Origin of the sequence: Allomesorhizobium aridi (assembly GCF_043769475.1) — a bacterium.
Taxonomy (GTDB): Bacteria; Pseudomonadota; Alphaproteobacteria; order Rhizobiales; family Rhizobiaceae; genus Allomesorhizobium.
In genome coordinates this window covers 3,156,523-3,178,454 of record NZ_CP171729.1, presented here as the reverse complement: position 1 = coordinate 3,178,454, position 21,932 = coordinate 3,156,523, and the positions used below count along the sequence as shown (strand labels likewise).

The 21,932-nt window shown below is 64.5% G+C and carries 19 protein-coding genes; 8 read left to right on the top strand and 11 right to left on the bottom strand.

Going from position 1 to position 21,932, the window contains the following annotated elements; all coding sequences use genetic code 11:
- Window positions 1-3 precede the first annotated feature (3 nt).
- Both ACG873_RS17590 and ACG873_RS17585 read right to left on the bottom strand, forming a co-directional pair.
- The gene (locus ACG873_RS17590) at window positions 4-678 is read right to left on the bottom strand and encodes a DUF6064 family protein (protein ID WP_394886280.1); all 675 of its coding nucleotides are present in this window, start codon (window positions 676-678) and stop codon (window positions 4-6) included.
- A complete protein-coding gene (locus ACG873_RS17585) occupies window positions 679-1,596 on the bottom strand; it encodes an aldo/keto reductase (protein WP_394886279.1) in 918 nt (305 codons plus the stop codon). It abuts the gene before it with no gap.
- A 257-nt stretch (window positions 1,597-1,853) separates the two neighbouring features.
- On the opposite strand from ACG873_RS17585, the gene ACG873_RS17580 reads away from it, so the two are divergent.
- The 5 genes from ACG873_RS17580 (at window position 1,854) to ACG873_RS17560 (ending at window position 6,246) form a co-directional block, all read left to right on the top strand.
- A complete protein-coding gene (locus ACG873_RS17580; protein ID WP_394886277.1) occupies window positions 1,854-3,248 on the top strand; it encodes a selenium-binding family protein in 1,395 nt (464 codons plus the stop codon).
- A 33-nt stretch (window positions 3,249-3,281) separates the two neighbouring features.
- A complete protein-coding gene (locus ACG873_RS17575; protein WP_394886275.1) occupies window positions 3,282-3,908 on the top strand; it encodes a hypothetical protein in 627 nt (208 codons plus the stop codon).
- Window positions 3,909-3,989: 81 nt separating this feature from the next.
- A complete protein-coding gene (locus ACG873_RS17570) occupies window positions 3,990-5,054 on the top strand; it encodes a glycosyltransferase family 2 protein (protein WP_394886274.1) in 1,065 nt (354 codons plus the stop codon).
- A 97-nt stretch (window positions 5,055-5,151) separates the two neighbouring features.
- On the top strand, window positions 5,152-5,730 hold the full coding sequence (locus ACG873_RS17565) for an HPF/RaiA family ribosome-associated protein (protein ID WP_394886273.1): 579 nt from the start codon (window positions 5,152-5,154) through the stop codon (window positions 5,728-5,730).
- A gap of 75 nt (window positions 5,731-5,805) precedes the next feature.
- A complete protein-coding gene (locus ACG873_RS17560; protein WP_394886271.1) occupies window positions 5,806-6,246 on the top strand; it encodes a DUF2267 domain-containing protein in 441 nt (146 codons plus the stop codon).
- Between the two features lie 15 nt (window positions 6,247-6,261).
- On the opposite strand, the gene ACG873_RS17555 is transcribed toward ACG873_RS17560, so the two are convergent.
- The 5 genes from ACG873_RS17555 to ACG873_RS17535 form a co-directional block, all read right to left on the bottom strand.
- Window positions 6,262-7,737, bottom strand: a complete 1,476-nt coding sequence (locus ACG873_RS17555) for an FAD-dependent oxidoreductase (protein WP_394886269.1) — start codon at window positions 7,735-7,737, stop codon at window positions 6,262-6,264.
- Window positions 7,738-7,792: 55 nt separating this feature from the next.
- Window positions 7,793-8,248: a hypothetical protein gene (locus ACG873_RS17550; protein WP_394886268.1), complete on the bottom strand. Its 456-nt coding sequence runs from the start codon at window positions 8,246-8,248 to the stop codon at window positions 7,793-7,795.
- Between the two features lie 83 nt (window positions 8,249-8,331).
- Window positions 8,332-9,237: a hypothetical protein gene (locus tag ACG873_RS17545; RefSeq protein WP_394886266.1), complete on the bottom strand. Its 906-nt coding sequence runs from the start codon at window positions 9,235-9,237 to the stop codon at window positions 8,332-8,334.
- A 13-nt stretch (window positions 9,238-9,250) separates the two neighbouring features.
- The gene (locus tag ACG873_RS17540) at window positions 9,251-11,245 is read right to left on the bottom strand and encodes a protein-L-isoaspartate(D-aspartate) O-methyltransferase (RefSeq protein WP_394886265.1); all 1,995 of its coding nucleotides are present in this window, start codon (window positions 11,243-11,245) and stop codon (window positions 9,251-9,253) included.
- 16 nt (window positions 11,246-11,261) lie between these two features.
- Entirely contained in the window at window positions 11,262-13,022 is a 1,761-nt protein-coding gene (locus ACG873_RS17535; protein ID WP_394886263.1) for a thiamine pyrophosphate-dependent enzyme, read from the bottom strand.
- A gap of 213 nt (window positions 13,023-13,235) precedes the next feature.
- Here ACG873_RS17535 and ACG873_RS17530 point away from each other — a divergent pair, with 213 nt between their 5' ends.
- On the top strand, window positions 13,236-13,424 hold the full coding sequence (locus ACG873_RS17530; RefSeq protein ID WP_394886261.1) for a hypothetical protein: 189 nt from the start codon (window positions 13,236-13,238) through the stop codon (window positions 13,422-13,424).
- A gap of 18 nt (window positions 13,425-13,442) precedes the next feature.
- Here ACG873_RS17530 and ACG873_RS17525 read toward each other — a convergent pair whose 3' ends face one another.
- The 4 genes from ACG873_RS17525 to ACG873_RS17510 form a co-directional block, all read right to left on the bottom strand.
- Window positions 13,443-15,107, bottom strand: coding sequence for a Na/Pi cotransporter family protein (locus ACG873_RS17525; RefSeq protein WP_394886260.1), 1,665 nt, complete (start codon window positions 15,105-15,107; stop codon window positions 13,443-13,445).
- Between the two features lie 176 nt (window positions 15,108-15,283).
- Window positions 15,284-15,619, bottom strand: a complete 336-nt coding sequence (locus tag ACG873_RS17520; protein WP_394886258.1) for a BrnA antitoxin family protein — start codon at window positions 15,617-15,619, stop codon at window positions 15,284-15,286.
- On the bottom strand, window positions 15,585-15,878 hold the full coding sequence (locus ACG873_RS17515; protein WP_394886257.1) for a BrnT family toxin: 294 nt from the start codon (window positions 15,876-15,878) through the stop codon (window positions 15,585-15,587). The genes ACG873_RS17520 and ACG873_RS17515 overlap by 35 nt, the downstream gene beginning before the upstream one ends.
- Window positions 15,879-15,998: 120 nt before the next feature.
- A complete protein-coding gene (locus ACG873_RS17510; protein WP_394886255.1) occupies window positions 15,999-17,183 on the bottom strand; it encodes an MFS transporter in 1,185 nt (394 codons plus the stop codon).
- A 195-nt stretch (window positions 17,184-17,378) separates the two neighbouring features.
- Here ACG873_RS17510 and dnaG point away from each other — a divergent pair, with 195 nt between their 5' ends.
- Both dnaG and rpoD read left to right on the top strand, forming a co-directional pair.
- Window positions 17,379-19,319 carry a DNA primase gene (gene dnaG / locus ACG873_RS17505; protein WP_394886254.1) on the top strand — a complete coding sequence of 647 codons (1,941 nt, stop codon included), beginning with the start codon at window positions 17,379-17,381 and terminating at the stop codon, window positions 19,317-19,319.
- 473 nt (window positions 19,320-19,792) lie between these two features.
- Window positions 19,793-21,829 (top strand): RNA polymerase sigma factor RpoD, encoded by a 2,037-nt coding sequence (rpoD, locus tag ACG873_RS17500; RefSeq protein ID WP_394886252.1) that lies wholly within the window; start codon window positions 19,793-19,795, stop codon window positions 21,827-21,829.
- Window positions 21,830-21,932: the final 103 nt, after the last annotated feature.

Genomic DNA, 21,932 nt, shown 5'->3' with positions numbered 1-21,932 from the left:
TGGCTATTGGAGCGCAGAAGGGGCCAAGCGGCGCAGGGCTAGTGCAGCGACAGCCGTCCCGGCCGTCAGAAGCGGCAGCCAAGTCTGAGGATCGCCCATGGTTTTTAGTGTCAGACCGCTGAGCAGCAGCCAAAGGAGCGGAATGACCAACAGCAGCGGCGCAAGCCGACCGCTCGCCGTCATGAGGGCGCCGAGCGTCGCAATCGCCGTCGGGTCAGGTGCTATTCCGAAGACTTCCGCGCTTCGCCACGGCTGCTCGAAGAGCGGCGGCAGGAGTGGATAGGCGACGATGCCAATCGCCATGAGCAGCACGCCGAGCCATGCGCCGGTATCTCTCCGGTCCAAGGCGATACCGCCGCGTGCGGCTGCGATCGCCAGCAGCAACGCTTGTAGGCCGAAGGCCGGCGCGACATAGACGATCGCCCAGTTGATCGCCGCATAGCGGCTCCACAGAAAAGTCCAGCCGACGAAGGCCCAGAGCGCCGCGAGGATGAGCGCGACCCACAGTCCACGCCTGGGGAGTCGCCGAAGCACGAGCAAGATGATCGCAAGGCCGGCGGCAAGCGTTGCGAAATGCAGCGGCCAGAATGTGGCATTGTGCAGCTCGAACATGCGCCAGTAGACGCGCGGGGAGAAGAGCAGGAAGTCTTCCGGCCGGTAGGTCCACCATTCCGACATCTAGAGATCCCGGACATAGGCGGCCATCCGCTCACGCATGGCCACGTCGGGGAGGGGATCGGCCGCGGCGGCCACGTTTTCGCGCACATGATCGACGCGGGTGGTGGCGGGGATGGCGACGGTGACGGAAGGATGCGCGAGGATGAACTTCAGGATGAACTGCGCCCAGCTTGAAGCTCCGATCTCGGCCGCCCAGGCGGGCAGGGGCTCGCCTTCGAGCCGCCGCGTCAGCTCTCCTTGCCGGAAGGGCCGGTTGACGATGACGGCTATGCCTCGCTCAGCCGCCAGCGGCAGGAGGCGCTCCTCCGTCTCTCGGTCGACGATGTTATAGCTGAGTTGCACGAAGTCGAGCGGAAAGTCCCGCATGATCTGTTCGAACAGATCGTGCCGGCGGCCTTCGGAGGTGGTGATGCCCACGTAGCGGATCTGTTCGTCCGCCTTCATGGCGAAGAGCGTGTCAAGATGCGCTTCCCAGGCAAGCAGATTATGGACCTGCACGAGGTCGAAGCGTTCGACACCCCAGAAGCGCCGGGACTGCTCGATTTGCGAAGGTCCATCCGCCGCGGAGGAGGTCCAGACCTTCTCCGCGGAAAACAGCGTGTCCGGCCGGCCCAGTCTTTCGAGGCCATACCCGATCACGGGTTGCGAGGAGCCGTACATGGGCGAGGAATCGATTATCTTTCCGCCCGCCTCGAAGAACGCCGTGATCACGTCGGCACATTCGTCGCGCAGCACCGGGTCATCGCCGACATTGAAGGTGATCCAGGTGCCGAGGCCGACCGCCGGGATCGCCTCGCCGGAGGACGGGATGGTCCGGGTCAGGGGCGCACGCGCCTGGCCCGACGCGACCCCCGGCAATGCGAAAGCCGCTCCGGAAGCAGCAGCAGCCTTCACGAAGGTTCTGCGGGTGAGGATCATTCGTCTGCTATCCTTTCACACTCCAGCGTCAATGCAGGATCCCGGGCCCGCGGTTTTTCTGAAAGCTTTCCCGAACGTAGGGCGGTCGAAGGGGAAGCCAACTTTGCATCGCGGCATCCGCGTCCCAGTAAGCGACGTGATTGGACGCCGCCCGCCGCCGGTGCGACAATCGCGCCTTACGCCATCCGGCGGGGACCGCAAGACCGATCAGCAAGCAACTGAAAGAGAGCAATCAACAAGCAAGAGGAGGTTTCATCATGGCAAGCTGGCAACCGGATCCCTCATTTTATCCGTCGCCGAGAATGGCGGCCAAGGCGCCGAAGGAAACGCTAGCCTACGTCGCCGCCTTCGATCCCGACCGCCGCACGCCCGACGCGATCGCCGTGGTCGATGTGGACCCGCAATCGCCTTCCTATTCGCAGATCGTCGGCCAGGTCGACATGCCCAACGCCGGCGACGAGCTGCACCATTTCGGCTGGAACGCCTGCTCTTCCTGCCTCTGCCCTAACGCGCCGCACCCGCACATGGAACGGCGCTACCTCGTCGTTCCTGGCTTGCGTTCGTCCAGGCTGCACATCATCGACACCAGGCCCGATCCCAGGAATCCCAAGATCGTGAAGGTCATAGAGCCGGAGACAATCGCCGAAAGGGCCGGCTATTCGCGCCTGCATACGACCCATTGCGGGCCGGAGGGCATATACGTCAACGCCCTCGGAAACGCCGAGGGCAAGGGGCCGGGCGGCATATTCCTGCTCGATCCCGAAAGCTTCGAGGTGCTCGGCCAATGGGAAATGGACCGCGGACCGCAAAAACTCGCCTATGATTTCTGGTGGCATCTCGGCCACGACACGATGATCACGAGCGAATGGGGAACGCCCGATACGTTCGAGAACGGGCTGGTGCCCGAGATATTGCTCGGCAGCAAATACGGGCGCCGGCTGCACTTCTGGGACCTGCACAAGCGCAAACACCAGCAGGAAATCGACTTCGGCGAGGAGCACCAGCTGGTATTCGAACTGCGCCCCGCGCACGATCCGACCAAGGCCTATGGTTTCGTGGGCTGCGTCATCAGCCTCAAGGATCTGTCGGCGTCGATCTGGACCTGGTATCGCGACGGCGACAAATGGGCTGTCAGGAAGGTGATAGAAATCCCGGCCGAGCCAGCCGATCCGGACCTCCTGCCGCCCCTGCTGAAGGGCTTCAAGGCGGTGCCGCCGCTGGTGACCGACATCGACCTGTCTATGGACGACCGCTTCCTCTACGTGTCCTGCTGGGGCACGGGCGACATGATCCAGTACGACGTGTCGGACCCATTCGAGCCGAAGGAGGCGGGTCGGGTGCGCATAGGCGGGATCGTGTCGAGGGCGACGCATCCAAAGGCGACGAACGGCGCGCTCAACGGCGGCCCGCAAATGGTGGAGATCAGCCGGGACGGCAGGCGAGTCTACTTCACCAACTCGCTCTACGGCGCCATCGACCCGCAATTCTATCCCGAAGGCATCGAAGGCTGGATGGTCAAGCTCGACGTGGGCGAGAATGGCGGCATCGAATTCGATCCGAACTTCTTCATCGACTGGCCGAAGGGCCATCGGCCGCACCAGGTGCGCCTGGAAGGAGGCGACTGCTCGTCCGATTCCTACTGCTATCCGTGACGATGCCGCCTCACGCGAAACGGGCGGCGTAGAATGACCACGGTCTCGCCCTGGCTGGTGCTTGCCGGCCTTGGCGCCTTCCACGGCCTCAATCCGGCCATGGGCTGGCTGTTCGCGGTCGCGCTCGGCCTGCACCGGCAAAGCCGCGCCGTGGTGCTGAAGTCGCTGATCCCGATTGCCGCCGGCCACATGATTTCGATCGCCGCCGTCGCGTTGGCGGTGGTGGCGCTCGGTCTTTTCGTGGAGCAGCGGGTACTGGAGGCTGCGGCCGGCGCGGCGCTTATCGTCTGGGCGGGCTATCACGCCGCATACGGCCACCGCCGCCGCGTTCGGGTCGGCATGAAAACGGGCATGCTGGGGCTCGGCGTCTGGTCGTTCGTGATGGCGACCGCCCACGGCGCCGGCCTCATGCTGGTTCCGGTCATCATCCCGCTGTGCTTCTCGGCGAATCCGGCGGGGGAACTGACGGCCGCCGGATCGCTGCCGGTGGCGCTGGCGGCGGTCGGCATGCACACGGCCGCCATGCTGGCGGTGACGCTGGCGATCTCGGTCTCGGTCTATGAATGGCTCGGCCTTTCGCTGCTGCGGCGCGGCTGGATCAATTTCGATCTGCTCTGGGCCGCCGCACTGGCGATCACCGGCGTCGTCTTGATCTTCTGACGGCGCGGCTGCGTCTTTTCGTCAAACTTCGTTGCTAGGCCCAATGAACCGCAATCCCGAAACGAGTGCGAGGTTCATCGAATGCACCACTCCACAGGGCACGTCCCGGCGTCGATCATAATCACGAATTTCAACTATGCGCGGTTTCTCGGCCGATGCATCGACAGCGCCTTGCGCCAGACGCATCCCGCCGTGGAGGTGATCGTCGTCGACGACGTGTCGACCGACGGATCGAGGGAGATCATGAGGTCGTACGGCGACGGGATATTGCCCTGCTTCAAGGACGAGAATGGCGGCCACGCGTCGGCCTTCAATGCCGGGTTCGCGGCCTCCAGCGGCCGGATCGTATTCTTCCTCGACGCCGACGACTATCTCTACCCGAACGCCGTGTCCGAAGTGGTGGATGCGTGGCAGGCAAAGACCGCGCAGGTGCAGTTCAGGCTGCATGTGGTCGACGAGCGCCAAGACGTGAAGGACGTCTTCCCGCCGCCGGAACTGCCCTTCGACGATGGCGACGTGCTGCCCAAGCTGCTGCGCAGCGGGCGGTACCGCACGACAGTGACGAGCGGGCTCGCCTTCGACCGTTCGGCGCTGGAACCGATATTTCCGATTCCGGAAGCCGACTTCCGGCAAGGCGCGGACGGCTATCTGGTGACGCTTGCGCCCCTCTACGGGAGGGTGAAATCGATCGAAGCGTGCCTTGGTGCATACCGCCAGCACGGTTCCAACCATTCGGTATTCGGGGAAAAGCTCGGCGAGCGCGCGCGCTGGCGGGTGCGGCACGACTTCCACCGGTTCGAGGCGCTGTCGCGCCAAACGGCCGACATGGGGCTGACGCTGCCGGACAATGTCGGGTTGCGGGATCCCGGCCATCTCGAAGAGCGGCTGGCTTCGCTGTGCACGGACGGGGACCGCCATCCGGTGCGCGGCGATTCGAAGCTGACGCTGGCCGCCGCCGGGGTGGCGGCGAGCCTCGAGATGAACGCTTCGCTGCGCAGGCGCGCTTTCCTGGCGGCGTGGTTTCTTTCCATAGGCGTTCTGCCGCGGCGGATGGCCAAGGCCATCCTGTCGTGGAAGCTTGTCGCGTCGTCGCGGCCGGTGTTCCTGCAGCGGATGTCGAAGACTGTCCGGCGCGCCGTAGGCTAGCCGGGCCCGCGGACGGTTCGACGTTTGGAACGATTCATCCGGCCGCGGCGTTGGCAGAATGCCGCCCGCGAAGCGGTTATCAGCAGTGAGCAATCCGATGCAAATCCCTCTCGAAATCGCCTTCCACAAGATCGATAAATCCGACGCTGCCGAAAGCGAGATACGCTCGCGGGTGGAAAAGCTGGAAAAGCTCTATAGCGGGCTGGTTGGCTGTCGCGTGCGGGTCGACCAGCGCGCCGACAAGAACCGGACGCCGCCTGTGGTCCGCATCGAAATGAGCGTGCCCGGCGCCAAGGATCTGGTGGTCGCGTACGAACCAGAGCGCCTGCTGCAGAAGTTCCAGAACCCGGACCTGCGCAACGCCATTTCGGACGCATTCGACGCCGCCGAGCGGCAGATCATCGAATTCAAGCGGCAGCGCGAGGGCGGCGCGACCGCGGATTATCATGACGGGACGAACCAGTTCCTCGGCCAGGTAGCCGAGATGCACCCCGAAGAGGACCACGGCTTCCTGATGACCAAGGAGGGCGGGCTGCTCTATTTCCATCGCAACAGCCTGCTCAGCGGCGACTTCGACAGCCTGAAGCGCGGCGACGAGGTGCACTATGTCGAGGATATGGGCGACACCGGCCCGACCGCCGCCAAGGTGCGCCCGGTGGAAACACGTGAATCGTAATCGATTTTTGGAACCATGGCCGTTCGGCCCTGTTTTTCAGGCACACCGCGAAGCGCAGGAAAACAGGAGGTAGCGATGAGCGCCACCGGATTGGACGTATTCGACAAGACGCTGCAGACCACGAACATCTGGCTCGACGAGATCATGGAGGAGATGGGTCCCGACCGCCAGCTTGCCTGGCATATGCTGGGCTCGGTGCTCAGGGCCGTGCGGGACAGGGTCCAGCCCGATCTCGCAGCGCATCTGGGCTCGCAATTGCCGCTGCTCGTGCGCGGCGCCTATTTCGACCGCTACAAGCCGTCGGCGACGCCCGACAAGATACGCACGCTCGACGAGTTCCTCGGCAAGATCAAGGAGGACATGCAGTTCACCCGGCCAGTGGATTCGGGAGATGCGCTGCGCGTCGTCTGCCGGGTGCTGGCCAAACATGTCGGGGAAGGGCAGGCCACCAAGATATTCGAGGCGCTGCCGGCCGATATCAGGCGAGTGGCCGAGCCGCGCGAGAACGTGCACTGACGGCGCAGCGGCGGATCACAGGTCCGCCGGCTGCAGCGGTTTGCGGGCGGGGCCGTGGATGACGGACCCGTCGGCGGCGAAGATCGAGCCGTGGCAAGGGCAGTCCCAGGTGCGCTCGGCATTGTTCCAGGTCACGGTGCAGCCCTTGTGGGTGCAAGTCGCCGAAACAGCGTGAAGCTCGCCGCTTTCGTCGCGCCAGGCCGCGATCTTCTTCTCCCCGCGCACGATGACGCCGCCTTCACCGGGCACGATGTCTTCCGCGCTCGCTACGATCGACTGGCTATCGCCGTTTCGGTGGAAATCCTCAGGGTAAGGCCGCGCCGGGTCGTACAGCTTCTGCCAGGGGCTTGACCGGCCGCAGATCAAATCGGCGATCATCATTCCGGCGGCAGTGCCGTTGCTGATGCCCCAGGCGTTAAAGCCGGTGGCGATGTGGAAGCCGGGCGCCTTTTCGAGGTCCGGCGTACCGGCATAGGGCACGCGGTCGGGCGTGTCGTAGTCCTCGTTGCACCAGCGCCAGACGGCTTCGCCGACGGGAAGATCTGCTCTCGCCCAATTGTCCAGCTCGACGAAGCGCTTCGCCACGTTGCCATCCTGGCCGGTGTTGAATTTCGGGCCGAGCGCCACCAGCAGCGGACCTTCGGCGTCGCGGCCCATGCGGATGGAGCGTGTCGGGTCGTCGATGCCGATGAACATGCCGTCGACGGCCAGCGGATCGTCAACGCGGAAGGCCATTGCGACATGGCTGCGCGGCTGGGTCCGGTTGGCCATGCCGACCGGGCTCTTGATGGTCATGTTGGTGGCCACCACCACGTGCTCGGCATGCACCGTTCCGTGGTCCGTGACGGCGCGCCAGCGGCTCGCCTCGCCGATGTGGCGCACGCGGCTTTGCTCGAAAATGCGGCCGCCGTGGCCGATGACGGCCTCGGCCAGCCCGGTCAGGTACATGGCCGGATTGAACTGCGCCTGGTCGGGAAAGAGCAGCGCGCCAGCCGTGTCGAAGGGTAGCGGCGCGCGGTCGAGAACGTCGGCTTCGAGGCCGAGCCGGCGAGCCGCGTCGGCTTCCGCTTCGATCTCGCCGCGCCGTGCGGGATTTTGCGTATAGGTGTAGGCCGGCTTCTCTTCGAGGTCGCAGGCGATGTCAAAGGCGAGCGACCATTCTCGGACTTGGCGGGCGCCGGCGCGATTGGCGTCGGCATAGTTCTGGGCAAGGTGGAAGCCGAGTGTGTCGATCAGATGCCGATAGATCAGCGCGTGCTGCGTCGTGACCTTGGCGGTCGAGCGGCCGGTCACCTGGCCGCCGACGCGAAGCCCTTCCAGCACCACGACCTCGCGTCCTTCCTCACAGAGGCGGAGCGCCGTCGTGAGGCCGACGATGCCGGCGCCGACAACCACTGTCTCGGCATGGATGGAGCCTTCGAGCGCAGGATATTCAGTCGGACGCGCCGTTGCGGTCCAACAGCTTCCGGACTTCCCTGGGAGCGCAGGCATGGGGCACCTCCCTGAACTGCCCGACCAACTGCGGCGGCTCCGGAATGTTCCGCGCTCAGCCCTCGGCCTTTTCGCCTTCCGGCGTGACGAGGTACCATTCGGCGCCGAACTCCTCGATGTCGTGGCCTTTGGTATCGCCGGGAGCTTTGTCGTCGACGAAATAATAGAGCGGCCAGCCATTGTAGGTGACCACCATCTTGCCGTCGTGCTCGACCGTGCCGAGCTTGGCTGCGTCCGCCATGTCGCCGGCCTTCGGCTCGCCCTCGGAATAGAAGGGCGGCCAACGCTCCAGGCATTTGTCCTTGCAGGAAATTTGCGCCTTGGCGTCGCCTTCGGCCCTGGTGTCAGACTCGAACAGATAGAGCGATCGGCCGTCGGCATCGGCAAGGTATTTGCCGTGTTCCGCGCTTTCGGCGACCTTGACGGTGGCGGCGTCCTGGGCGAGCGCCGGAGCGGCTACAAGCAGCAGCATTCCGCCCAGCATGGCGAGCGCGCTCGGATAGCTTTTCATGGCTTCCTCCTGACGAAAGGATTGTCTGCAACAAACGTCCGGGAGGGGAGAGCTATTCCCCCTGATCTGAATCACAACACACTCTATCCGACGCCTGGGCCGTCGCGGCTTCCGGAGATGAACGCGCCCGGCAGATGCGCCGTGCAGGCCATCACCCAGGTGATCGCCTCGCGGTCGTATTCGTCGCCCGAGCGCCAGTCTTCGAAGAAGGCGTGCAGCCGCTCGACCCGCTCCGACCAGACGCCGGCTGCCTGCAGGCCGAGCGAGACGCCGTAATTGGTGAAGGCGATCTTTGTGGCGCGCAGCCAGGGCGCGCGACTGAAATAGCCCGGCGGGTCGACCCACATCGTGTCGAGCATGCGCAGCGACCGCTCGGTCTGTGCCTCAGCCCAGGGTTCGCCGGGAAAGAAATGGGCGAGCCACAACATCATGCCGAGGCCGAGATCCTGCTCGATCTGCAGCGTGCGCCAGTCGCGCTCGATCAGCGCCTTCATTTCGGCGATCTCCGGCGCGAGCGCTTCCTCGTCCAGCATGCGGTAGGAGACGTAGCCGTCATAGGCGTCCATCGCGCCGAGCCCATAGCCGGGGTAGGGCGCGCTCAAATCCTCCGCCATCTTCCAGATCACGCCGCGGCCGGGGACCACGAATGCCGAGTGGATGTCGCGCGCCACGGCGATGCCGCGCTGCCGGTATTCGGCCTTGATGTCGCCGAGCCGCGCCAGGGCGAACAGCCACATTGCGAGATAGTGGAAATATTGCCCGTCGCGGTCCGCCGCCTCGCCGATGCGCAGCCCGCGCGGCCGGCCGAGCACGCGCTCGACATCGGCCACCAGCCGCTCGGCCTCGGCAAGCCAGCGCTCCTCGCCAAGTTCGCGGTAAAGCGAGACATAGAGGACGACGCCGAAGGCGTCGGTCCAGAGATAGCGCAGGCCGTTCGGCCAGATACGTTCGGCTCGCATCCAGTCGAGCTTGGCGAGGACGTATTCCACATCGCGCAGCATCCTACAGCCCGAACGGATAGGTGTCGGGCGCGCCCGGCTTGGCGTGCTCCGGCCCGAGCGGTATCACGGCCTGGGTCTCGTCGAACCAGACGAAGGCGTCGAACTGCTGCGGGAGCGAGGCGTCCGCATAATGGCTCATCAGCTCGGAATCGGGCCGGTAGATGACGCCGATAAACCGCTCCAGCCGCGGCTCCAGCAGGCGGCGGCGCAACGCCTCCTCGCGACCGAGATCGAGCAGGAAGCGCGCCACGCCGGAATCGTGGCAGAGCCGCTCGTAGCTGTCGCGATGCGAGGGCCGGACGCGCTTGATCTCCATATCGCCGTCCCAGTCGGTAGCGGCGGCCACAGTGCCGGTGTGGGTGCCGAAGCCGATCAGCGCCGCCTGGTCGCCAAAGCGTTCGCGGCAGAGCTGGCCGATGTTCAGTTCATCCCGCATCGCGCCCATGTCGGTGTAGCGGGCGTCGCCGATGTGTGAGTTGTGCGCCCAGACAACAGCCTTGGACTGCGGTCCGCGCGCCTCGAGCAGGTGCTCCAGCGTCTCGAACATATGGGTGTCGCGCAGGTTCCAGGATTCCGCGCCGCCATAATACATGATGCGGTAGTAGCGCTCGGCCGAGGCGACGAGGCGGGCGTTTTGCGCAGCGTCGAGGAAGCTCTCGCCGTCCTGCAAGGTGTATTCGAGCCGGCTTGCCAAAAGCTCCCGGCACTGATCGATGACCGCCTGCTCGCATTTGCGGTAGCCGGCGGTGAGCACCGCACGCCCGTAGGTGGACGGCTCCCTCTGCCAAGGCGTGAGGCAGCCATAGCGCTCGCGGGCGACCGCGGCTGCTTCCGGATCGACCTTGTCGAGATAGGCCAGCACCGCGGCGATCGAGCTGCGCATATTGTAGATGTCCAAACCGTAGAAGCCGGCCTGGCGCTCGGGGTCGGCGACGGCCTCATTGTGCTGGCGCATCCAATCGGTGAAGGCGGCGACATCGGTGTTGCGCCACATCCAGGTGGGGAAGCGCTGGAAGGGGAGTTCGGCGCGCTCCCTTGCCGGCCGATGACGCACATAGCCGTCCACGGCGGCGGCGTCGGGCCAGTCCGCCTCGACGGCGACGATGGTGAAGCCGTGCCTCTCGATCAAATGGCGGGTGATGGCCGCGCGGGCGCGGTAGAATTCGGAGGTGCCGTGGCTCGCCTCGCCCAGAAGGACGACGCGGCGATCGGCAAAGCGGTCGAAAAGCCGGCCGAAGGCCGGGTCGTCGAAGCCGGGCAGATGTTCGGCAGCCGCTGCTATCATCTCCGGCAGGCTGCGCCCGACGGTGTGGCCTGGCAGATGGTTGGTGGCGGAGCGGCTGCCGTTTTCCGCCCAGCCCTGTTCGCCGACCAGCGGCACGAACATGACCGCGCCCAGATCCTCCTCCTCGAAAGTCGTGCCGCCGGTGCGGGTGATCTTGAGCAGGCGCTGGTTGCGCGGTTCCTCGCCGACCGGGATGACCAGCCTGCCGCCGACGTCGAGCTGGTCCTTCAGCGCCTGCGGCGTCGAGGGGCCGGCGGCCGCGACCAATATGGCGTCGAAGGGCGCCGCCTCGAGCCAACCCTTGGTGCCGTCACCCACCCGCAGTTCGATATTGGCGTAGCCGAGCCTGTCGAACCGCTGCCTTGCGGCCTCGGCAAGTGCGGCATGCCGCTCGATGGCGTAGACCTTCTTCGCAATACGGCTCATCACGGCGGCGGCGTAGCCGGAGCCGGCGCCTACCTCGAGCACCTTGTCGCCGGGCTTCACCTCGGCCGCCTCGAGCATCAGCGCGACGATGTAAGGCTGCGAGATGGTTTGGCTCTGGCCGATCGGCAGTGCGCCGTCCTCGTAGGCGAATTCCTCGAAGCCGGGGTCGACGAACTTTTCGCGCGGCACCTCGCGCATGGCGTCGAGCACGTTCCGGTCGCGTACGCCGCGACGGGCCAGGTGGATGTCCACCATGCGGTCGCGCGCCTTCGAAAGGTCGAGCATGGCAGCCTCCCGAATGTTACGAGCCGCCCGCCATCATCGTGCTGAGCGGCTCCTGGCTCACATTCTCCTCGATCCGCTCGCGCCCCGGCGTCTTCGGCAGCGCCTTGCGGAAGTTCTTCCGGTAATCCGACGGCATTTTCGGCGGCATCATCGGCTCGTAGGCATCGACGACGGCCTCGATGACCACCGGGCCTTCTGCTGCGAAGGCGGCGTCGAGAACGCCTTCAACCTCGTCGGGGCGGGAGACGCTGATGCCGATGCCGCCCATGGCTTCGGCGGCCATCGCGAAGTCGATGGGCTGCAATTCGCAGCCGAACTGGGGATTGCCCAAAAACATCATCTGCTCCCAGGCGATCTGGTTGAGCATGCCGTTTTTCAGCACCAGCAGCTTGAGCGGGATGCCGTAGCGCACCGCGGTCGAGAACTCGCCGAGCTGCATGGCGAAGCCGCCGTCGCCGACGACGGAAAATATTGGCCTACCGGGAAATGCGATGCCGGCGGCAATCGCGTAGGGCAGACCGCAGGCCATCGAGGCCAGCGCGCCCGAAACGCCGAACTCCTGGCCGGCACGGAGGTCTATGTGACGGGCGGCGAGTTCGGTGTTCTGGCCGGAATCGGTGGTCAGGATGGCATTGTCCGGCATGCGGCGTCCGAACGCCTTGACTACGACCTGCGGCTTCATGGGCACATCGGCCCTGCTTTCCGACAGCGCCATCATCTCCCGCCAGCGCGCCATCCCGCCTTGCGCCTTTTCGAGGAAGCCGCGATCGGTCTTGCGGACGAGCCTGTCGTTCAGGAGCGCAAGCGACTGGCCGGCGTCGCCGACCAGCCCGGCTTCCACCGGACAGCGCAGCCCGATCCGCTGGGCGTCGCGGTCGATCTGCACCACGCGAGCCGTGCCGGGCTCCGGATAGTATTCGATGTAGGGGAAGGTCGAGCCGACGATGAGCAGTGCGTCGCACTCCTTCAGTGCTTCCTGCGAGGGCAGAGTGCCGAGTATGCCGATGCCGCCGGTGGTGTGCGGGTGATCGTCGGGAAGCACCGCCTTGCCGAGCAGCGCCTTGGCGACCGGGGCGGCGAGCAGGTCGGCGGCGCGCTCCAGCTCCTGCCTGGCGCTCCGAGCGCCCTGGCCGGCGAGGATCGCGACCTTCTTCGCGCCGTTGAGGATTTCCGCGGCTTTTTCGAGCTCATCCGGATCCGGCAACCTGTCGCCCTCGAACCACTGGTCCGGCGTGTGCGAGGGGCGGTTGCGCTTCGAGCGCCGGGATTCGTCGAGCGCCAGTTCCTGCACGTCGCTGGCGATCGATAGATGTGCAACGCCGCGTTCGGCCAATGCCGAGCGGCAGGCGAGGCCGGCTAGGTTTTCCATGTGCACCGCGTCGGAAACCTGCGCGTTGAAGACGGTCACGTCGTTGAAGACGCGCGTCAGGTCGACATCCTGCTGGGTGAAGGTTTCGATAAGATCGTGGAACTGCATGCCGGTGATGGCTAGCACCGGCGCCTGATCGAGCCTGGCGTCGTAAAGGCCGGTGAGCAGATGGGTTCCGCCGGGCCCGGAGGTTGCGAGGCACACGCCCAGCCTGCCGGTCCATTTGGCGTAGGCGCAGGCCATGAACGCGGCGGATTCTTCATGCCGCACCTGGACGAAGCGGATGCGGTCCTGACGCGTGCGCAACGCCTCCATGATGCCGTTGATGCCGTCGCCGGGCAGGCCGAAGACCACATCGACATCCCATTTTATCAGCGTTTCGACCAGAATATCGGCAGCATTCGGCATGATCGGTCCTTTCGCGGATGACGGCGCGGGAAGCCGGGCACAAACGGGTCTTGCGATCGATCGCCGCCGCTGATCGCCATGAGGCTTGAATGCGGCAGCGGGCGAGAGGTTCACAAAAAGGGGAGAAAAAGCTGTCCGGAATGGCCGGAATCCGGCGCGCCGCAGACGGAACGCTTTCGCGCTCCAGAGGTTTTGCGGGAAATGGAGGCTCAGATGCCCGACAGCAAAAAACCGATTTCAAACAAGCGCGCCAGCGGCAGCGACAAGGCCGTCCACCCGAGCAAGGAGGGCGGCAGCCAGCAGCAGAAGGCGCAGGAATGGGGCGGCGGCTCCAAGGCCTCAAAAGGCTCGGTCACGAGCGCCGACAAGCGCAACGACAATTCGAGTGCCAAGGGCCGCTGATTTGCGATCTGGCTCGGGTCAGCTCGCCTTCAGGCGCGAGCCGCTGAGCAGCCCCTGCTCCTCGAGCACGGGATAGGCCATCGAGGCCAACAGCGAATTGATCTGCTTAAGGTCGCGGATGGTGTCGAGATGGATCGAGCTGGTCTCGACGCTTTTGGCCGTGCCTTCGCGCAGGCGATCGAAATGGCTCTGGCTGGAGCGTTTTTCGAGGTCGCGCAGCCGGTCCTTTTCCCGCACCAGCTGCCGCGCGGTTTCCGAATCGCGCGACACCAGCACGTTGAAGGCCAGCTTGGCGTTTGCCACCACCGATGTGTGGAATGCCCTCAGTTCGCGCCAGCCCTGTTCTGTGAATTCCAGCCCACGGTCGAACTTCTTCTGCACATGGACCAACATGTTTCGCACGATGATGTCGCCGACCTGCTCGAGCTTGACGCAGGCGCCGATAAGTTCCTGGCAGCGCAGAGCGTCGGCTTCGGAAAGCGTGCGGCTGGTCACCTTGGCGAGGTAGAGCTTGATCGCCGCATGCTTGCGATCGACACGGTCGTCCAGCGCCGACAGGGCGTCGATCTTGTCCTGATCGGCCTCGACGTAGAGCTCGATGATGCGCTGGAGCATGATCTCCACGGTCTCGCAGACCCGCACCACTTCGCGGGTAGCATTGGCGAGCGCCTGCGACGGCGTGTCGAGTGCGGCTTCGTCGAGAGCGCTGAGTTCCGTGGCGGCAAGCGATTCCGGCTTGGCCTCCGGCGCGCCGAGCGCCACAATGCGTTCGGCTAGGCGATGGACGAGGCTGGCAAGCGGGATGCCGAGAAGCGCCAGCATCAGGTTGAAGACGATATGGCCGTGGATCAGTTGGTCGGAAGCGGAAGCGCCCAGCCAGCCGAGCGGCGGCGCGGCGAAGATGAGCACGAGCAGTGCGGCGAGCGCTCCGGTGCCGCGCATGATGAGGTTGCCGAGCGGCACGATCCTGGCCTTCGGGATCGCCGCGCGCGACAGCATGACGGCGATGACGCCGCCGCCGAGATTGGCGCCCAGCACCAGCACCAAGCCGAGTTCCACCGGAACCAGGCCACGCGCAGTCAGCGCAACGACGAGCAATATCGCCGCGACGCTAGAATGGAACAACCAGGTCATGATGGCGGCAAGCAGGAAGGCAGTCACCGGGTCGCCTGAGAGATAATTGACGACGACCGGCAGGATCTGGCTGTGGCGCAGCGGTTCCGACGCTTCCCCGATCATGCGCAACGACAGAATGAGCAGACCAACGCCGATCAGGATGCGGCCGAACTGGCGCCAGTCGCGGCGCTCGGTGGCCATGAACATGGCGGTGCCGGCGGCGAGGCAGAGCGGCACCAGCAGCGACAGGTCGAAGCTCAGCAACTTGACCACGAGCGCGGAACCGACATCGGCGCCGAGCACGGCGAGCAGGCCGGAAGTGCCGCCGACGATGCCCGCGCCGCTGAAGGAGCCTACCAGCAGGGCGACGGCGGTGGCGCTCTGCAGGCAGATGGCAAGTGCTGCTCCGGCGAGGATCGCCAGCACGGGATTGCGCAGCACCGACCGCAGGCGATGGCGCAACACGTCGCCATAGGCGCGCTCGACCCCGGTGCGCACCATGCGCGTGGCGAACAGTAGCAACGCCACCGCGCCCGCAAGGTGCAGGAGAACGACGGACCCGCTCATGCTGGTCGCTCCGAAACGCCTTTTTCGTGGAAATTGAAGCGCAAGATCATCTCACCCAATCAGCGAATCGCGGCGTTGTTCCGCCGGCCGTGAAGCTTAGCCGGTTAATCTAATCCGCGTCCATTGCGCCAAGCTGTCCCTGCCCACGCGGCGTTCCGGAAATGGAATTGGAGCCGTCAGCCTGCCTTCTTGTTCTTCAGGCTTTCCTGCATGAAATGGCGCAGTACCGCGTTGATGCGGGTCTGGTAACCCTTTCCGGTCGACTTGAAGAAATCGAGCACGTCGGAATCGAGGCGAATTGACACGGCTTGCTTGGGCTGGGGATAGACCGCGACAGCGTTCGACCAGTCGAAGTCGATGAAATCCGCCCAATCGGGATCGTCGCGCATAGCCGCCTCGATATCGGCGTCTGTCAACGCGTCGACGCGCGCCCAGTCGGTGCGGCTGCCATGACGCCGAATCCGTTCCTGAGCCTCTTCAAGGGTAGTTGTGACGATATTCTGCTTGCTCATAATCTCGGGCCGCTCTGGCTGATATGATCCGGCATTTCTCGCCGCGCATTGTATAGACGACGGCAATTATTCGACCAGAAGAGGGGCATATAGCCAATGTGCGGACTTCTCCGTTTCTGTCGGATCGTTCTTTGAGATGCGATTGCGACAGCGCAATCAACGCCTCGTCGAAATCGATGCCGTGCTTCTGGATATTCAGTTGCTCCTTAGATTTGTCCCATTCGAACTTGTCGAATTCGACCTTCTCGATGCGTTCCATGACGTTCTCGCGTGGCTGTCCTAAACCCAAGCACGTCATGCGCTCGAAGTAACGTGTATACACTTGTAATTCAGTCGGTGCAACCCAAAGGCCGTAGGGCCTGCTATACGGGGCCGCGGATCAGGCAGCCGGCGCGGTCAGCGGCGGCCTGGCTCCACTGCGCCGCTCGGATGTATAGGAGGCGAAGGCCACGGCGGTTGCCACGATCATGGCGAGCACGCCCAGGAGGGGTAAGCTGCGATAGCCCATGCCGCTCGCGAGCAGCATTGAGCCGACGGACGCAGCGAGCGCGATGCCGATGTTGAAACCCGCGGGGATCAGCGATGAGGCGAGGTTCGGCGCGTCGGCCGTCCAGCCCAGGATGCGGGTCTGAATCGGCGTGCCGATGGCGAAATTGATGCCACCCCACAGGGTGATGACTGCCACCATAGGGAGCGGGTAGGGGCTGACCAGATACATCGTTGCGAGAACGACGCCCTGCAGCGCGAACATCACGATGAGCGAAGGCATCAGCTTCCAGCCGGCCAGCCTGCCGCCGATGAACACGCCCGCCGTGGCGCCGACGCCGTTGAGCAGCAGCACCCAGGGGATCATGGCGGCTTCGAGGCCGGTGACCTCGCGCAACATGGGCGCGATATAGGTGAAAGGCACGAACTGGCCGATCATCAGCATCAACATGAGGATCAGCGAGGTCCAGACCTGCTGACGGCCGAGCACCTGCACTTCGCGCAGAAAGCCAGCCGGACGGGCCGAGCGTCCATTCGCCCGCGGAAGCAGCGCAATCATTGCGGCCGTGGCCAGCAGTCCGAGCGCGAACATTGCCCAGAAGGTCGCGCGCCAGCCGAAGAGATTACCGATCGCCGTACCGGCCGGCACGCCGACGATGTTGGAGACAGTCAGGCCCGCCAGGATGAGTGCGACGGCCATACCGCGCTGTTCCTCCTTCACGAGGCCGACGGCGACTACCATCGCGACGCCGAAATAGGCGCCGTGCGCAATCGCTACTGCGACGCGGATGAGAAGCATTTCTGCGAATCCCGGCGCCAATGCGCAAGCGAGTTGGCCGGCGGTGAAGGCGACGGCGAGGCCTATCAGCAGCGTCTTGCGGGGAAGGCGCGCCGTAGCGATGGTGAGAAGCGGGCCGCCGAGCGCGATGCCGAGTGCGTAGCCGGAAACAAGATAGCCGGCCGTCGGAATCGACACGTCGAGGCCCTCCGCCACCTGCGGCAGAACGCCGGCAATGACGAACTCGGTCGTGCCGAAGGCAAAGGCGGCGATGAACAGGGCAACCAGGGGAAGGGACATGGCGGACACGCAACTTAGAGGTTAGGCCTCAAACCACGCGTGAATGGCTCCATGCAAGCCAGATTTTGTGCGGCCGGCTTCAGCTTTTCTTGATACCGGGTCGCAGAGCACCTGTGAATCGCGGGAATGCCGGAAATGGCTGTTCGCTTTGCACGCCTGCTCAGCCTATATATCGGACAGAGAGACCCACATCCCATGCGCTTTCCGCCCTCCTTCCTTGACGAGATACGCGACCGCGTGCCGATTTCATCGGTCATCGGCGCGCGCGTTTCGTGGGATCGCAGGAAGACGAACGCCGCGCGGGGCGATTTCTGGGCCTGCTGCCCGTTCCATGGCGAGAAATCGCCGAGCTTTCACTGCGAGGACAAGAAGGGCCGTTATCACTGCTTCGGCTGCGGCGTCTCCGGTGATCATTTCAAGTTCCTGACCGAACTGGACGGCATGGGCTTTCCCGAAGCGGTCGAGAAGATCGCCGATCTGGCCGGTGTGCCGATGCCGGCGCGCGACGAGGCCGCGGAACGGCGCGAGAAGCAGCGCGCCAGCCTGACCGACGTCATGGAGATGGCGACGAATTTTTTCCAGGAGCGGCTTCAATCGTCGGACGGCGCCAAAGCCCGCTCCTATCTTCGCGAACGCGGCCTGACGCCCGCCACGCAGCAAGCGTTCCGCCTCGGCTACGCGCCTGACAGCCGCAATGCGCTCAAGGAATTCCTGGCCGGCAAGGACGTCGAGAAGGCGCAGATGGAGGCCTGCGGGCTGACCGTCTTCGAGGACGTACCGGTCTCTTACGACCGCTTCCGCGACCGTATCATGTTTCCGATCGAAGATTCCCGCGGCAAGGTCATCGCCTTTGGCGGGCGGGCGCTGTCGCCGGAAATCTCGGCCAAATACCTGAACTCGCCCGACACCGAACTCTTCCACAAGGGCAATGTGCTCTACAATTTCGCCCGCGCCAGGAAGGGCATGGGCAAGGATGGCACGGTGATAGCCGTCGAAGGCTATATGGACGTGATCGCGCTGGCGCAGGCCGGTTTCGACAATGCGGTCGCGCCGCTCGGCACCGCGCTCACCGAGAACCAGTTGGAGCTTCTGTGGCGCATGACCGGTGAACCGGTACTGTGCTTCGACGGCGACCAGGCCGGCCTGCGCGCGGCCTGGCGCGCGGCCGACATGGTGCTGCCGGCGGTTCAGGCGGGACGCACGGCGCGGTTCGCGCTGCTGCCGCAAGGCAAGGACCCGGACGATCTGGTCAAGGCCGACGGGCCGGAGGCGTTCAGGGCCGTGCTTTCGGACGCGCGTCCGCTTTCGGATCTTCTGTGGATGCGCGAGACTTCGGGCGGTGTGTTCGACACGCCCGAGCGCCGCGCCGAACTCGAAAAGACGCTGCGCGAACTCACTTCGCGCATCAAGGATGAGAGCGTGCGCTATCATTATGCGCAGGACATGCGCGAGCGGGTGCTGGCCTTTTTCGGTGCGCAGCGAAGCCGGCAGCAGCCGAGGCATGGCGAGCGGGACAGGAATTTCGGCAAAAGCCAGGGAGGCCAGTGGGCGAAGGGAGGCGCCGGCCCCACGGCGGGGCGGCTGGCGGTGTCGGACAGCCTGGCGCGTTCGGCGATGGTCAAGCGCGCCGGCGGCATCATGCCGCTGCGCGAAACCGCAATCGTGGCCGCGCTGGTCAATCACCCGGCGCTGATCGACGAGAATTTCGACCATGTCGAAACGCTCGACCTTTCGCATCCGGACCTGCGCCTGCTTCACAGCGCATTGATCGATGCGGTGGCGCATGGCGCTGCCGACGAGCGCGCCGCCGTCATCGCACGGATAGGCGAGGCGGGGCTGGCGGACGCATGGCAGCGCGCGATGGCCCTGGTCCGACGTGCGCGCCTGTGGCCGGTGATGGCGGAAGCGGCGATCGAGGATGCCCGCGACGCCTTTGCGCAGGCGCTGCACTTGCACCGCACGGCGAGCACCTTACATAAGGAACTGAAAGTGGCCGAGACGGCGCTGGCTACCGACCCGACGGACGAAAACTACCGCCATCTTGTCGAAATCCAGGCCCAATTCCACGACGTGCAGGCGACCGAGGCGCTGATCGAGGGCTTCGGTATTTCGTCCGGACGCGTGGACAGAGCTTAACGCATGATCCCGAAAGTCGCAGATTTTCGGAAAAGATCACGCGGCGAACCAAGGCATGATCCAGAACCGAAGGTCAGCAGCGAAAAGTTGCAGGCTTTTCGGAAAAGATGGTGCGGCAAATAATGATTGGTGCCCCATTCCGGCTTGCCAGAATGGAACAGGTTCCAGGAAACATGGCAATTGATTCGCTTTTTTAATGCGAATCATGCGACAGCCGCTTGACCTTCTGCCGGAATGGCGGAATCAGGGCGATTCGAAACGTAAACCCGCGGGCAAAAGTCCGCACCCGACATCGACGGAACGGAGCTGATAGGCTGGACGGGAAAAAATCCCGCCACAGATATCACGGTTAATCGGGGCCAGATGCAAGGCGCAGACCGGTTTTTCAAACGGTCGGGCGATTGTGTCCGGTTTGCCGGTTCAGCAGATTTTAGCGCACCGCATCATCCGGCCGCTTGGAGATTATAACAAGAATGGCAAAACCAGAGAAGGAAGAGGTCGAAACCGAACGCGAAGCGGTCACCGATGGCCCTTTGCTCGACCTTTCCGATGACGCTGTCAAGAAGATGATCAAGGCCGCAAAGAAGCGCGGCTATGTGACCATGGACGAACTGAACTCGGTGCTGCCGTCGGAGGAAGTGACCTCCGAGCAGATCGAGGACACCATGTCCATGCTGTCCGACATGGGCATCAACGTCGTCGAGGATGACGAGACCGGCGAAGAGGCCGAAGGCGAACCCACCGCGGCCGATGCCGAGGAGGACGCCAACGAGCTTGCCGAGCAGACCGGCACGGCGGTCGCCGCTACCACCACCAAGAAAGAGCCGACAGACCGCACCGACGACCCGGTGCGCATGTACCTGCGCGAGATGGGCTCGGTCGAGCTCCTGTCGCGCGAGGGCGAAATCGCCATTGCCAAGCGTATCGAGGCTGGCCGCGAGACGATGATCGCGGGCCTGTGCGAAAGCCCGCTGACCTTCCAGGCAATCATTATCTGGCGCGACGAGCTCAACGAAGCGAAAATCCTGCTGCGCGAGATCATCGATCTCGAGGCAACCTATGCCGGGCCCGAGGCCAAGCAGGCGCCGACGCCCGAGCGCCAAGAAGAACTCGAGCGGCCGAAGACCCCGGAGCACAGCCAGCGCCGGCCTTCCGTGCGCGAAGACGACGACATCACCAATGTCGGCGGCGACATGCGTGGGCTGGCCGAGGAGGAAGATGACGACGAGGACGAGGCCTCGCTGTCGCTGGCCGCCATGGAGGCGGAACTGCGGCCGCAGGTCATGGAGACGCTCGACGTCATCGCCGACACCTACAAGAAGCTGCGGAAGCTGCAGGACCAGCAGGTCGAGAACCGGCTGGCAGCGGCCGGCACGCTGTCGCCCAGCCAGGACCGGCGGCTCAAGGAGCTGAAGGACCAGCTCGTCAAAGCGGTGAAGTCGCTGTCGCTCAACAATGCGCGCATCGAATCGCTGGTGGAGCAGCTCTACGACATCAACAAGCGTCTCGTGCAGAACGAGGGCAAGCTTCTCAGGCTCGCCGAGAGCTACGGCGTGCGCCGCGAAAGCTTCCTGCAGGAGTACCAGGGCTCGGAACTCGATCCGAACTGGATCAAGTCGATTTCCAACCTGTCGGCGCGCGGCTGGAAGGAATTCACCAAGAACGAGAAGGACACGATCCGCGAGCTGCGTGCGGAAATCCAGAACCTCGCCACCGAGACGGCGATCTCGATCCAGGAATTCCGCAAGATCGTCAATCAGGTGCAGAAGGGCGAGCGCGAGGCGGCCATCGCCAAGAAGGAGATGGTCGAGGCCAATCTGCGCCTCGTCATCTCGATCGCCAAGAAATACACCAATCGCGGCCTGCAATTCCTGGATCTCATCCAGGAAGGCAATATCGGCCTGATGAAGGCGGTCGACAAATTCGAGTACCGCCGCGGCTACAAGTTCTCGACCTACGCCACGTGGTGGATCAGGCAGGCGATCACCCGCTCGATCGCCGACCAGGCGCGCACCATCCGCATCCCGGTGCACATGATCGAGACGATCAACAAGATCGTCAGGACCTCGCGCCAGATGCTGCATGAGATCGGCCGCGAGCCGACGCCGGAGGAACTGGCCGAGAAACTGGCCATGCCGCTCGAAAAGGTCCGCAAGGTCTTGAAAATCGCCAAGGAGCCGATCTCTCTCGAAACGCCGGTCGGCGACGAGGAGGACAGCCATCTCGGCGATTTCATCGAGGACAAGATGGCAATCCTGCCGATCGATGCGGCGATCCAGGCCAACCTGCGCGAGACGACGACGCGCGTGCTGGCGTCGCTCACCCCGCGCGAGGAACGCGTTCTGCGCATGCGCTTCGGCATCGGCATGAACACCGACCACACGCTGGAAGAAGTCGGCCAGCAGTTCTCGGTGACGCGCGAGCGCATCCGCCAGATCGAGGCCAAGGCGCTGCGCAAGCTGAAGCATCCGAGCCGGTCGCGGAAGCTGAGGAGCTTCCTGGACAGCTAGGCGCGAAGCCGGAGCCGGGTCGCATATAGTCAATTGGAAAGCGAGGGCCGAACAGCCCTCGCTTTTTTCATGCCACTTGCCCGCTACGATGCCCTATTGCGAT